Raw genomic sequence first — 12405 nt, forward strand, 5'->3', positions numbered from 1 at the left:
CGGCGCGCGAACGGGGCCTGCCCCGGTTGAGTCAGGGAGCTGGAGACACGAGATGCCCGAGACGCTGATCAAGGTCGATCTCACGCAATCGGCCTACGACAACGACATGGTGCACAACCGCTGGCACCCCGACATCCCGATGGTTGCCTACGTGAAGCCCGGCGCGGACTTCATCGTCGAGACCTACGACTGGACCGGCGGCTTCATCAAGAACAACGATTCCGCCGACGACGTGCGCGACATCGACCTGTCGATCGTGCACTTCCTCTCGGGTCCGATCGGCGTCGAGGGCGCCGAGCCCGGCGACCTGCTGGTGGTCGACCTCCTCGACATCGGCGCCAAGCCCGAGAGCCAGTGGGGTTTCAACGGCTTCTTCTCCAAGAAGAACGGTGGCGGCTTCCTCACCGAGCACTTCCCGCAGGCCCAGAAGTCGATCTGGGACTTCGAGGGGATGTTCACCAAGTCGCGCCACGTCCCGGGCGTGCGCTTCCCCGGCCTGATCCATCCCGGCCTGATCGGCTGCCTGCCCGATCCCAAGATGCTGGAGACCTGGAACACCCGCGAGAAGGCGCTCTACGACACCGACCCGGAGCGGGTGCCGGCGCTCGCCACCCTCCCCTTCGGCCCGACCGCCCATATGGGCCGCCTGAAGGGCGACGCGAAGGATGCGGCCGCCGCCACCGGCGCCCGCACGGTCCCGCCCCGCGAGCACGGCGGCAATTGCGACATCAAGGACCTGTCGCGCGGCTCGAAGATCTACTTCCCGGTCTACGTGCCCGGCGCCGGGCTCTCGATGGGCGACCTGCATTTCAGCCAGGGCGACGGCGAGATCACCTTCTGCGGCGCCATCGAGATGGCCGGCTGGGTGCATCTGAAGGTCGAGCTGATCAAGGACGGCATGGCCAAGTACGGGATCAAGAACCCGATCTTCAAGCCGTCGCCGATCACGCCGAAATACGACGACCACCTGATCTTCGAGGGCATCTCGGTCGACGAGAGCGGCGGCCAGCATTACCTCGACGTCCACATTGCCTACCGGCAGGCCTGCCTGAACGCGATCGAGTACCTGAAGAAGTTCGGCTACTCGGGCGCGCAGGCCTACTCGATCCTCGGCACGGCGCCGGTCCAGGGCCACATCTCGGGCGTCGTCGACATCCCGAACGCCTGCGCGACGCTCTGGATACCGACCAAGATCTTCGAGTTCGACATCAACCCGGGCGCCGACGGACCGACCAAGTTCCTCGACGGCTCGATCCAGATGCCGCTCTCGCCGGATCTGTGAGGCCCTGATCGCCCGGTGGGCACGTGGTGCTCACCGGACGCGACCTGCCCCTCTCCCGCGCGGGAGAGGGGCCCCGTGCTTGACCCGACCGCTTTCTGAACCGGCAGCCTTCCTGAGAGCACCCCATGCCCGTCTACGACTACGCCTGCGAGGCCTGCGGGCCCTTCACGGTAATGCGGCCGATGGCGGAGTTCCGCGAGCCGCATGATTGCCCGGATTGCGGGACCGCGAGCCAGCGGGCCTTCCTCACCGCGCCGCGCATCGCCGGCATGGATGCGGGGCTGCGGGCCGCCCACGCCACCAACGAGCGCAGCCGCCACGCGCCGCGGCGTTCGGGCAGTCACGGGGCCGGCTGCGGCTGCTGCTCACCCAAGAAGGCGACCGCCGCCCCGGCCGCCGCCAAGAGCTTCCCGAAGGCGCGGCCCTGGATGATCAGCCACTGAGCCGCGCACATCCGGGGGACAAACACGGTCAGGAGGACATCACGCCATGATGCACGGAGACATCTCGTCCAGCCAGGACAGCGTCGGCGTCGCCGTCGTGAACTATAAGATGCCGCGCCTGCACACCCGCGCGGAGGTGCTGGAGAACGCCAAGGCGATCGGCAAGATGATCGTCGGGATGAAGACCGGACTGCCCGGCCTCGACCTCGTGATCTTCCCCGAATACTCGACCCACGGCATCATGTACGACGCCGCCGAGATGTACGAGACCGCCTCGACGGTCCCGGGCGCGGAGACCGAGGTGTTCGCCGCCGCCTGCCGGGAGGCCAAGGTCTGGGGCGTGTTCTCGCTCACCGGCGAGCGCCACGAGGAGCACCCGCACAAGGCGCCCTACAACACCCTGATTCTGATGAACGACCAGGGCGAGATCGTCCAGAAGTACCGCAAGATCATGCCCTGGACGCCGATCGAGGGCTGGTATCCGGGTGACCGCACCTACGTGTCGGACGGGCCGAAGGGGCTGAAGATCAGCCTGATCATCTGCGACGACGGCAACTATCCCGAGATCTGGCGCGACTGCGCGATGCGGGGCGCCGAGCTGATCATCCGCTGCCAGGGCTACATGTATCCGGCCAAGGAACAGCAGGTCGTCATCTCGAAGGCGATGGCCTTCGCCAACAACGTCTACGTCGCGGTATCCAACGCGGCGGGCTTCGACGGCGTCTACACGTATTTCGGCCACTCGGCGATCATCGGCTTCGACGGCCGCACCCTCGGCGAGTGCGGCGAGGAGGAGATGGGCATCCAGTACGCCGCCCTGTCGAAGTTCCTGATCCGGGACTTCCGCGCCCACGGCCAGTCGGAGAACCACCTCTTCAAGCTCCTGCACCGCGGCTACACGGGCATGATCAACTCGAAGGAGAACCGGCACGGGATGTCGGAATGCCCCTACGAATTCTACCGGCGCTGGATCGAGGATCCCGACGGAACCCGCGACGCCGTCCGGGCCATTACCCGTCAGAGCGTCGGCACGGAGGAATGCCCGATCGAGGGCATCCCGTTCGTGGGCAAGGGTCAGGGTGCGCCCGACCCGGCGCGCTGATCGCCTGGCAGGCGCCGCGGGGGGCGGGCCTGGGCAGGACATTCGACCAGGAGAACCATGGACACGACTCCCCTCGGCCCCACCGCTTTCCGGGCCCCCGCGGTGCTGCTTTCCGGCCCCGTCGATTACGACATGTACAAGGACTTCCGCCGCCAGCTCGGCGCGGCGGGAGACCGCGAGATCGTCGTGGTCGAGCTGACGACGCTCGGCGGCGATCCGGAGGTCGCCCGGATGATGGGCGAGGATATCCGCTTCAACAGCGCGATGGATCCGGACCGGCGGTTCGTGTTCCTCGGAAAGGCGGCGATCTACTCGGCCGGCACGACCTTCATGAGCTTCTTCGCCCGGCAGAACCGCTACCTGACCTGCGGCACGCGCCTGATGATCCACGAGCGCAAGATGAACAAGCAGCTCCAGGTTCAGGGGCCGCTCACCACCTGCATCGCCTCCGTGAAGGCGACGCTGAACGAGATCCTGTGCTCGATCGAGATCCAGAACGAGGGATTTGCCAACCTCGTTGCGGGCTCGGACGTCACTCTCGACGAGGTGCTCGAGAAGGCGCCGGCCAACTGGTACCTGGAGGCGGAGGAGGCCAAGCGGCGGGGCCTGATCGAGGCGGTCATCTGATCCGCGTCCTTGCGAACGCAGCGATGCAACCGCGGGCAGCGCGACACCGACGATCTTGGCGCTGCTGGATTGTTTCGCCTTGCTCGCAAAGACGGCGAGCCCTCACGTCTCCGGGTAATCGGCGCCAAGGCTGGTCTCGCGCCATGCCTCGATCTCGGCGAGACGCTGCTTCAGCCGGGTCGTGACTGCGTCGTACCCCCAGGCGCCGAGGACGAGGTGGCGCGGCGGGTTCTCCATCTCGGTCACCCGGATCATCGCCTCGCCGGCCCGCACCGGATCGCCGGCCTGGGTGCTGCTCTTCTCCGACGTGGCCTTGAGCCGCGCGCCGGCGGTCTCGGCGTAGTCGGCAATCGCGTTCGGCGTCTGGATCAGGGAGCGCCCGGCCCAGTCGGTGCGGAACGGGCCCGGCTCAATGCAGGTCACGCGGATCCCGAGCGGTGCCACCTCGGCGGCGAGGGAATCCGAGAACCCTTCGACGGCGTGCTTGGTCGCCGCGTAGTAACCCGAGGCCGGGAAGCCGACGAAGCCCGCCACCGAGGTGATATTGAGGATGCGACCGGAGCGCTGCGCCCGCAGGACCGGCAGCACGGCGCGGGTCAGCGCGAACAGGCCGAAGACGTTGGCGTCGAACTGGGCGCGGATCTTGTCCTCCTCGCCCTCCTCGATGGAGGATTGATATCCATAGCCGGCGTTGTTCACCAGCACGTCGACCCGGCCGAACCTGTCCTGCGCAGCGCGGAGGGACGCGGCGATCTGATCGGCTTCGGTCACGTCGAGGGAGAGGGCCAGAACCCGGTCCTCGGCGCCCTCAGCCAGGTCGGCAACCTTGGCGCGGTCGCGGGCCGTCACGACCGCCCGCCAACCGCGCCCGATGACAAGCCGGGCGAGTTCCCGGCCGAAGCCGGTGGAGCAGCCGGTGATGAACCAGACCGGATTGCTGTTCTGCGTCATGAGAGATCCTGAACTCGCGCGGCGGGGTCAGGGCGTCGCGGCCGGCTCGGTCAGGCGATCGACCGAGAGCAGGTAGGCGATCAGCGCCGTCTGCTCCTCCGGGGAGACGCCCGAGCCCGCATCCGCCCAAAAGGCGTGCCCTCTGCCGGTAACGCGGGCGGTGCGCGCTGTATCCGAGGCCGCGTTGGCGGCGATGACCTTCGCCCGCAGGTCCCGGTCGACAAGGGCGCGCAGGCTGTTGGCAGGATCCGGTGCGATGCCCTTGTACAGGGTGCCGGGCACGCCGAGTTGCGTATCCGCGTCGCGACCGACCGCCACGCCGGAATCGTGCAGATACGGTGCCGTCCAGGCGAGGCCCACGAGGTTCGGCACCTTGTAGCCGCCCTCCGTGCCGCCCTGTCCCCAGGCGAGTTGCACCTGCGCGAGGGCGTCGCCCGCGAGCGGCACCGGGACGATCACCGGATCGGTCGGCACCGGGAACGGGGTGTCGGTGGCGAATATCGTCGGTGGCGACAGGCGCGCCTCCATCTTGGCGCCCGCCCGCGCCCGGGTCGGCTCGGTGCCGATCTCGGCCTCCGGGACGACCCGATGGTTGGTGAGCGCCGGCCCGGAATGGCAGGTGCCGCAACCGGCCTTCTCGAACACCGCACGCCCGGCTGTCGCCCTGTCGGCATCCTGCCCGGCCGCAGGCGGGTGCAGCAGGTTCTGAAAGGCCGACATGGCGTTGTTGGCGTGGTTGACCGGCTCGCCGGGGACCGAGGTGAACAGGCCGTTGTCGGTGACGTAGTTGGTCGCCGGGTAGGTCGGCAGGACCGCGTAGCTGTTGAGGCCCGGCGAGGCCGGCGTCGGATCGACGCTGTCCAGCACTGCGGACGGGCTCCGGCCGCCATCCGGCTTGTAGCGGAACGCCTCCATGGCCGCACCGCGCAGGACGATGCCGAGATACGTTTCCGGATCCATGCCGAACAGCCACGGCGCAGCGGCGGCGAGCTGGGTCGTGTCGGAATTGGCGGCGTGGACGTTGTTGTTGAGGGAGGACAGGCCAGCGAAGGGCCCGATCGCCTCGCGCCCGCTCCAGCTGTAGGGCTCGCCGTGGGCGGAAAAGCTCGACGGGATCGAGGTCGGGTTGGTGACGCGGTCGGCCGACGAGTCGAAGCTGCCCGGCGGCCAGCTCGCCACCTGCACCTTGGTGGCCGCCTCGACGGAAGCGGCGTCCGGCAGGGCCGGTCCCGTGGTGGTCGAACCGGTGTGCTGCGGGTCGGCGGAGGGCCGGGCATCGGCCTCGGGCACACTGGCGTGCATGAAGTAGGCCGACGAATTTTTGGCGAGGGCCAGCAGCAGCCCGGCATTGAGGTCGGTGTTCGGCGCGCCTTCCACGACCTTGCCGGTGCCGGGATCGACCGCGGCGTGGCACAGGGCGCAGGTGATCCCCATACGCAGATGGCCGCGGTCGGAGAAGGTCTTGATCCCGATGATGAAGGATCCGCCCTTCGGCACATCGAGCCCGGTCGGGACCAGCTCGCCCGTCCGGTAGACGCGATCGCCGACGCGCACATCCTTGGCCATGGCGACCTGCAGGTTGCCGGTGCCCTGCCCGCCGAGTTTCGCCACCGCCAGGGCCACCGCTGTGGGCGTGAGCCCCCCATCGAGCATGCCCATCACGTCGGTCAGGAAGATCTCGTTGCCGAACGTCTCCTGGTAGAAGGCCTGCCGGCCGCGCTCGACCATGGCGGGATCGATCGCCACGCTGCCGCTGGTCGGTGCGAGCGCCTTTCGCCCGGCCTCGGTGCTGTTCAGTCGTTCGACCTCCGCGCGCGAGACCCGGCGGCCGAGGACGTCGAAGGCGGTCTGGATCGGGTAGCGGTCCGGGTTGAGCAGGTCCGCCCGGTCGGGCATCGGCGCGTAGCTGAAGTGGCCGAGGCTCAGGGTCACGCCCGCCGCGACGGTCACGAACCCGGCGGCGATCAGGATGCGGCGCGGCCAACCCATGAACCCTGATCGTCCTTCCCGGCGCCGGCCCGCGGATATGCGGGGGTCGAGGGCCGGGCCTTTAACCGCCGGATACGGCCAGGGTTCATGCTGGCGGCCGGGACGGGGTGTCGCGTCCCGCCCGGCCGGACTTCAACCGTCAGATCTGGATCTGGCCGCCATCGGCGAACAATTCGACGCCGTTGACGAAGCTCGCCGCGTCCGAGGCCAGGAACAGCACCGCCTCGGCGATCTCCTCCGGCTGGCCGACGCGCCCGGCCGGGATCTGGCCGGCGAGGTAGTCCTTGGTGGCCGCCGCCTGATCACCGCCGCCGAACAGTTCGTTGAGACCGGCGGTCTCGGTCACGCCCGGGCTGATCGTGTTGACCCGGATGCGGCGATCCTTGAGGTCGAGGATCCAGTTCCGCGCGAAGCTCCGTATCGCCGCCTTGGTGGCTCCGTAGACGCTGAAGGCGGGCGTGCCCGAGCTGCCGGCGGTCGATCCGGTGAGCACGATCGCGGCCCCGTCGCGCAGGAGAGGCAGGGCCTTCTGGACGGTGAACAGCACGCCCTTCACGTTGGTATCGAAGGTGCTCTGGTAGTGGGCTTCCGAGATCGCGCCGAGCGGTGCGAATTCACCGACGCCGGCATTGGCGTAGACCACGTCGATCTGTGCGTGCTTCTGCTGGACCGCATCGTAGAGGCGGTCGATGTCGGCGAGGTTCGCCATGTCACCCCGCACGCCGGTAACCTTGCCGCCGATCTGCCTCACCGCTGCGTCGAGCGCCTCCTGTCGGCGCCCGGTGATGAACACCGAGGCGCCCTCGGTGGCGAAGGCCTTGGCGGCAGCGAGCCCGATACCGCTGGTGCCGCCGGTCACCACCACGACCTTGTCCTGAAATCTGCCGGTCATCGTCTTTCTCCATCGCACGGCTTCGTGCGCCGCTGACGAGAGAGATGCTGATAGAACGATGGTGCCGGTAGACGACAATTTTGGTACTCAGCGTTCCGCTGGAGGAACGATGAACTGCGCCGACCTCAACGACTACGTCTATTTCGCCGAGGTCGTCGCCCATGGCGGCTTCGCTCCTGCGGGCCGCGCACTCCGTGAGCCCAAATCGAAGCTCAGCCGGCGGGTCGCCGGATTGGAATCACGTCTCGGCGTCCGCTTGATCGAGCGGTCGAGCCGGCGCTTCCGGGTCACAGAGGTCGGCCAGAGCTTCTATGAGCGCTGCCGTGCGATCATGCTGGAGGCGGAGCGGGCCGAGGCACTGGTCGCGGAGGTCAAGACCGAGCCGCACGGGCTGATCCGCATGAGCTGCCCGACCGGTCTGACCGAGGTCGTCGCCGCGACCGTCCGGAGCTTCCTCGCCCGCTATCCGAAGGTGCGGCTGCAGCTGCTGGCCACCGACCGGCCTGTGGACCTGATCGAGGAGCGGGTCGACGTGGCGCTGCGGGTCCGGCGGGAATTGACGAGCGACGCCTCCCTGACCATGCGCTCGCTCGGTCTCTCGCGCTGGATCCTGGTGGCGAGTCCGGCAGTCGCGAGCCGGATCGGGCCGGACATCGACGGGCTCGCCGGCGTCCCGACGCTCAGCACGCGCGACGATCCGGGCCCGGTGGAATGGCGGCTCGAACGGGACGACGGGGCGACCTACTCGCTCCGTCACGAGCCGCGCCTGACCTGCAGCGATTCCGCGGTGCTCTGCGATGCGGCGGCCGTCGGTCTCGGTGTCGGCTTCCTGCCCGACCACGCCTGCGCCGATCACATCGCATCCGGGCGGCTGGTCCCCGTCTATCCCGATTGGCGCGGTCAGGCCGGCATCGTCCATCTCGTGTTCACGACGCGGCGCGGCCTGCCGCCGGCGGTGCGCGTCCTGATCGACCACCTCGCGGCGGCCTTTCCGAAGCTATGACCCCGATGCCGGGCGTCCGGCCTAGTAGCCCCGCGCCGCGTCGACTCCGCTGGGCGGCCGTCCAGTCCGGCGATACGCCCGGATATTGGCCGCGACGGTGGCGGCGGCCGAGTCCATGTCGGTCGGGCCGGACACGTGCGGGAGCACGGTCACCCCAGAATGCCTCCACAGAGCGGACTCCGCCGGCAGCGGCTCGACGTCGAACACGTCGAGCACCGCGTGCGCGAGCTGGCCGCTGTCGAGCGCCGCGATCAGGTCCTCGGTCACGACGATCGGCCCGCGGGCGAAATTGATCAGCGCCGCACCGGGCTTCAGCGCCGCGAGCCGCGCGGTGTTCACGAGGCCGCGCGTCTCGGTCGTCAGGGGCACGAGGCAGACGAGGATATCGGACTGGCCCAGCATCGCCGTGAGCCCATCCGCCCCGTGGACCGTGTCGAGGCCCGCGACTGCCTTCGGCGTCCGGCTCCAGCCGACGACCCGGAAACCCGCGCCGACGAGCCTGTCGGCCGCCGCGGTGCCGAGCGCTCCGAGCCCGAGCAGGCCCACCGTCGTGTCGGACGGCTTGCGATAGGCGTGCGGGCGCCAGACGCGGTCGCGCTGCTGACGCGCATAGGCCGGCATGTCGCGCTGGAGATAGTAGGTCCAGGCGAGGACTGCCTCCGCCATGGTCCGCGCCATTTCCCGGTCGACGAGGCGGACGATCGGCAGCGGCCGGTCGAAGGCGCCGACGAGCTTCTCGACACCGGCCCACAGGCTCTGCACCCAGACCAGGCCCGGCAGCGCCGCAACCTCGGCGGGATCGGGATTCGCTACCACGGCGATCCGCGCGGCCGTCCGCTCCGCGGGTCCCATCGTCCGGAACGGCGCGAGGCGTTCTTCGGGCATCGCGGCCGACAGGATGTGCAGATATTCCGCCTCCTGCGCCGGGCTCTTGCACCCGACAAGGGCGATCGTTTCCGACATCCGCGAACTCCGTACCGACCTCGAGCCTATCATCGGCGCGGGACGAAGCAGGCGCTGTGCCTCAAGGGCTCAGAATCGCCAAGCCTGAAACGCCGCTCGGTCAGCGCGCCTCGAGCAACGCCGGGTAGACGAGGCGAACGTTGCGGCGCTCCGCCGGGATGGCGGTCTCGGCACGCTTGCGGATGCTGCCCGTCGTACTCGCGAGTGCCGGCTCGGTCGGCCGGAGGCGCCACCGATCGGCGCCCGGCATCTGCACGCGGGGCTTCGGCCGTTCGAGGTGGACATCCGCCCCCTCCGTCGGGACGATCGCCAGCCCCGCGAACGTCATAGTCGCGAGCATGGCGAGGCGGATCAGGGATGGCGGGCGGAAACGGGCAGGTCGGGAGGGCATGAGATGGCACCGCGTGAACGCCCCCCGTTCTGCGCGTCGCAAGTGAAGACCGGATCGAACCGAATCGATTCCCAAGTCGTTGCCAACACCTGCCTGCAGTCGCGGTAAATGGCGGCTGTTCAGGTACGGTAAACGACATTTCGGGAGGGTTTGCGCGGATGGCGAGCAAGGTCGAGGGAGGCTCCGGGACCCCGGAGCGGGCGGAGATCGGCCGGGTGATCGACACCGACATCTCCGCTCGGCTCGATCGGCTACCCTGGGGCCGCTTCCATGTCCTCGTCATCGTGGCGCTCGGCATCACCTGGGTGCTCGACGGCCTGGAAGTGACGCTGGCGGGCTCGCTCGTCGGCGCCCTGCGCAAGCCGCCGATGTCGTTCTCCGAGTTCGATGTGGGGCTGGCCGCCTCCTGCTACCTCGTGGGCGCCGTCACCGGGGCGCTCGGCTTCGGCTGGCTCACCGACCGGATCGGCCGCAAGAAGCTGTTCTTCATCACGCTGGCCCTCTACCTGGTCGCCACGGCGGCCACCGGCCTGTCCTGGAACGTCTGGAGTTTCTGCCTCTTCCGCTTCTTCACCGGCGCGGGAATCGGTGGCGAGTACACGGCGATCAACTCCACCATCCAGGAACTCGTCCCGGCCCGGGTCCGGGGCTGGACCAACTTGGTCATCAACGGCTCGTTCTGGATCGGCGCCGCGCTCGGCTCGTTCATGTCGATCGTGCTGCTGAAACCCGAGGTGATCGATCCGGCCTGGGGCTGGCGCGTGGCCTTCTTCACGGGCGGTGCCATCGGCCTCGTGATCCTGCTCCTGCGCACCTGGATCCCCGAGAGCCCGCGCTGGCTCGCCACCCACGGCTACGCCGCGGAAGCCGACCGGGTGGTCACCGGCATCGAGAAGCGCTTCAAGGACGAGGGTGTCACGCTGCCGCCCGTGGACGAGAGCAAGCGCATGAAGGTGCGCACCCGCGATCACACCCCCCTTTCGGAGGTGTTCAAGGCGCTGTTTGTCACGAGCCGCAAGGAGACCATGGTCGGCCTCGCGCTGATGATCGCGCAGGCGTTCTTCTACAACGCGCTGTTCTTCACCTATGCGCTGGTGCTGGAGCGCTTCTACGAGGTGCCGGGCAACCATGTCGGCTGGTACCTGCTGCCCTTCGCGCTCGGCTCATTCCTCGGGCCGCTGCTGCTCGGGCGCCTGTTCGACACGATCGGCCGGCGCAAGATGATCGCCTTCACCTACGGGATCTCGGCGCTGCTGCTCGCCGGCGTCGGCCTGCTGTTCCGCCTCGACGTGCTCGGGCCGGTCGGCCAGACGGGGGCCTGGATGGTGGTGTTCTTCTTCGCCTCGGCGGCGGCGAGCTCGGCCTACCTGACCGTCTCCGAAACCTTCCCGCTGGAGATCCGGGCGCTCGCGATCGCGGCCTTCTACGCGGTCGGCACCGGCATCGGCGGCGTCTCGGGCCCGCTCCTGTTCGGCACCCTGGTGGAGACCGGCTCCCGGGACTGGGTGCTGTTCGGCTACGGGATCGGGGCCGTGCTGATGCTGGTCGCCGCGGTGGTCGGCGGCATCTGGGGCACGGCTGCGGAGGGCAAGTCGCTGGAAGAAGTGTCGAAGCCCCTGGCGGCGGCCTGAGCGCCTGTCCGCATCAGCCTTCGTCTTTGCGAGCGGAGCGAAGCAATCCAGAGCGCGTTACGCCGGTCGGCGTTGCGCTGCCCCGGGTTGCTTCACCGCGCGCCGCGACGGGCAAGAGGCGGTCACGCTCTCTTCCGCCACACCTGCCCATGATAGACGAACTTGCCGCCCTCATTCGCCAGGGCGGCAAGGCCCCGGAAGGCCGGATCCTGGACGGTGATCACGCTCGTCGGGATCTTGCGCATCATCTCGGCAAACGGAGCCTTCCGCTCGAACGCCGTGCGGAACCCGCTTTCCTGCAGCACCTTGAGGATCCGGGGCGCAATGCCGCCGCCGATATAGACGCCGCTCGTCGCCAGGAAGGTCAGCGCGAGGTCGCCGCAGACGCGGCCGAGCAGCCGGCCGAAAAGTTCCAGGGTCTCGGCGGCGTGCGGGTCGGATGCGTTGAGACCTGCCTCGGTCACGGCCGCAGGATCGATCTTCTCGTGCGGCTTGCCGGTGCGAACATGGGCCACGGCCGCGTGGAGCCGCGCCAGACCCGGCCCCGACAGGACCGTCTCCACGGTGATGCGATCTTCGACCCGCTCGAGGACGTGCCAGACCTTCTCCTCGAATTCGTCGGCGGGGCCGAAATCGGTGTGGCCGATCTCGGTCGAGACGATCGCGAGATGGGCGGCGTAAGGCACCAGGGCGGCAGCGCCGAAGCCGGTCCCGGGCCCCAGCACCACACGGGCGCCCCCCGGCACCGGGGGACAGGGTCCGACCGGGGAGAGATCGTGCGGCTCGATGTCGGCGGCGCCGGCCGCGACCGGCACGTAATCGTTTACCACGACCGCGGAGGAGAGCCCAAAAGCCTCGGCGATGCGCTGACCGGCGATCTTCCAATGGGCGTTGGTCAGCTGGATCTCCGGCCCGTCGACCCGGCCGGCGATGGCGAGGATCGCCGAACGCGGTCGGGGTGCGCGGTTCCCGTCCTTGGCCAAGGATGCCTTGATGGCGCTCGACGGATCGGCGTGGTCGGCGGTGGCCTCATGCGAGAGAGGCCGGGGCTGATCACCCTTCGTCTCGATGAGGCCGAAGCGGGCATTCGTGCCGCCGATGTCGCCGACCAGAACCGGAAACTCGAACATC

Annotated in this window: 12 protein-coding genes; 6 read left to right on the forward strand and 6 right to left on the reverse strand. The window is 68.8% G+C overall.

Annotated elements, in window-relative coordinates; genetic code table 11:
• Positions 1-52 precede the first annotated feature (52 nt).
• The 4 genes from fmdA to AC3WSN_RS17770 all read left to right on the forward strand — a co-directional run bounded on the left by fmdA (position 53) and on the right by AC3WSN_RS17770 (position 3454).
• Complete coding sequence (fmdA, locus tag AC3WSN_RS17755; protein ID WP_012322394.1) at positions 53-1282, forward strand: formamidase; 1230 nt, start codon at positions 53-55, stop codon at positions 1280-1282.
• A gap of 125 nt (positions 1283-1407) precedes the next feature.
• Positions 1408-1725: an FmdB family zinc ribbon protein gene (locus AC3WSN_RS17760; protein ID WP_492539695.1), complete on the forward strand. Its 318-nt coding sequence runs from the start codon at positions 1408-1410 to the stop codon at positions 1723-1725.
• A gap of 46 nt (positions 1726-1771) precedes the next feature.
• Positions 1772-2827, forward strand: a complete 1056-nt coding sequence (locus tag AC3WSN_RS17765; RefSeq protein WP_492539697.1) for an aliphatic amidase — start codon at positions 1772-1774, stop codon at positions 2825-2827.
• A gap of 57 nt (positions 2828-2884) precedes the next feature.
• Positions 2885-3454, forward strand: a complete 570-nt coding sequence (locus AC3WSN_RS17770) for a ClpP family protease (protein ID WP_192707991.1) — start codon at positions 2885-2887, stop codon at positions 3452-3454.
• Between the two features lie 102 nt (positions 3455-3556).
• Here AC3WSN_RS17770 and AC3WSN_RS17775 read toward each other — a convergent pair whose 3' ends face one another.
• The 3 genes from AC3WSN_RS17775 to AC3WSN_RS17785 form a co-directional block, all read right to left on the reverse strand.
• Positions 3557-4405: an oxidoreductase gene (locus tag AC3WSN_RS17775; RefSeq protein WP_492539699.1), complete on the reverse strand. Its 849-nt coding sequence runs from the start codon at positions 4403-4405 to the stop codon at positions 3557-3559.
• 27 nt (positions 4406-4432) lie between these two features.
• A complete protein-coding gene (locus tag AC3WSN_RS17780) occupies positions 4433-6394 on the reverse strand; it encodes a cytochrome C oxidase Cbb3 (protein ID WP_492539701.1) in 1962 nt (653 codons plus the stop codon).
• Between the two features lie 139 nt (positions 6395-6533).
• Positions 6534-7286: an SDR family NAD(P)-dependent oxidoreductase gene (locus AC3WSN_RS17785; RefSeq protein WP_492539703.1), complete on the reverse strand. Its 753-nt coding sequence runs from the start codon at positions 7284-7286 to the stop codon at positions 6534-6536.
• Positions 7287-7395: 109 nt separating this feature from the next.
• Here AC3WSN_RS17785 and AC3WSN_RS17790 point away from each other — a divergent pair, with 109 nt between their 5' ends.
• On the forward strand, positions 7396-8289 hold the full coding sequence (locus AC3WSN_RS17790) for a LysR substrate-binding domain-containing protein (RefSeq protein WP_492539705.1): 894 nt from the start codon (positions 7396-7398) through the stop codon (positions 8287-8289).
• A 21-nt stretch (positions 8290-8310) separates the two neighbouring features.
• Here AC3WSN_RS17790 and AC3WSN_RS17795 read toward each other — a convergent pair whose 3' ends face one another.
• A complete protein-coding gene (locus AC3WSN_RS17795) occupies positions 8311-9252 on the reverse strand; it encodes a 2-hydroxyacid dehydrogenase (protein WP_492539707.1) in 942 nt (313 codons plus the stop codon).
• A gap of 100 nt (positions 9253-9352) precedes the next feature.
• Positions 9353-9643 (reverse strand): hypothetical protein, encoded by a 291-nt coding sequence (locus AC3WSN_RS17800; protein ID WP_373622794.1) that lies wholly within the window; start codon positions 9641-9643, stop codon positions 9353-9355.
• A gap of 158 nt (positions 9644-9801) precedes the next feature.
• On the opposite strand from AC3WSN_RS17800, the gene AC3WSN_RS17805 reads away from it, so the two are divergent.
• On the forward strand, positions 9802-11274 hold the full coding sequence (locus AC3WSN_RS17805) for an MFS transporter (RefSeq protein WP_192707986.1): 1473 nt from the start codon (positions 9802-9804) through the stop codon (positions 11272-11274).
• 122 nt (positions 11275-11396) lie between these two features.
• Here AC3WSN_RS17805 and AC3WSN_RS17810 read toward each other — a convergent pair whose 3' ends face one another.
• Positions 11397-12404 carry a glucokinase gene (locus tag AC3WSN_RS17810; protein WP_492539709.1) on the reverse strand — a complete coding sequence of 336 codons (1008 nt, stop codon included), beginning with the start codon at positions 12402-12404 and terminating at the stop codon, positions 11397-11399.
• Position 12405: the final 1 nt, after the last annotated feature.

The organism is Methylobacterium sp. FW102-HT35C08 (assembly GCF_058790235.1).

What these genes read in the sequence shown, in the direction of transcription:
- AC3WSN_RS17800 (WP_373622794.1), bottom strand. Translation starts at nt 9,643, where the DNA reads ATGCCCTCCCGACCTGCCCGTTTCCGCCCGCCATCCCTGATCCGCCTC.
- AC3WSN_RS17760 (WP_492539695.1), top strand. Translation starts at nt 1,408, where the DNA reads ATGCCCGTCTACGACTACGCCTGCGAGGCCTGCGGGCCCTTCACGGTA.
- AC3WSN_RS17785 (WP_492539703.1), bottom strand. Translation starts at nt 7,286, where the DNA reads ATGACCGGCAGATTTCAGGACAAGGTCGTGGTGGTGACCGGCGGCACC.
- fmdA (WP_012322394.1), top strand. Translation starts at nt 53, where the DNA reads ATGCCCGAGACGCTGATCAAGGTCGATCTCACGCAATCGGCCTACGAC.
- AC3WSN_RS17780 (WP_492539701.1), bottom strand. Translation starts at nt 6,394, where the DNA reads ATGGGTTGGCCGCGCCGCATCCTGATCGCCGCCGGGTTCGTGACCGTC.
- AC3WSN_RS17810 (WP_492539709.1), bottom strand. Translation starts at nt 12,404, where the DNA reads ATGTTCGAGTTTCCGGTTCTGGTCGGCGACATCGGCGGCACGAATGCC.
- AC3WSN_RS17795 (WP_492539707.1), bottom strand. Translation starts at nt 9,252, where the DNA reads ATGTCGGAAACGATCGCCCTTGTCGGGTGCAAGAGCCCGGCGCAGGAG.
- AC3WSN_RS17805 (WP_192707986.1), top strand. Translation starts at nt 9,802, where the DNA reads ATGGCGAGCAAGGTCGAGGGAGGCTCCGGGACCCCGGAGCGGGCGGAG.
- AC3WSN_RS17790 (WP_492539705.1), top strand. Translation starts at nt 7,396, where the DNA reads ATGAACTGCGCCGACCTCAACGACTACGTCTATTTCGCCGAGGTCGTC.
- AC3WSN_RS17770 (WP_192707991.1), top strand. Translation starts at nt 2,885, where the DNA reads ATGGACACGACTCCCCTCGGCCCCACCGCTTTCCGGGCCCCCGCGGTG.
- AC3WSN_RS17765 (WP_492539697.1), top strand. Translation starts at nt 1,772, where the DNA reads ATGATGCACGGAGACATCTCGTCCAGCCAGGACAGCGTCGGCGTCGCC.
- AC3WSN_RS17775 (WP_492539699.1), bottom strand. Translation starts at nt 4,405, where the DNA reads ATGACGCAGAACAGCAATCCGGTCTGGTTCATCACCGGCTGCTCCACC.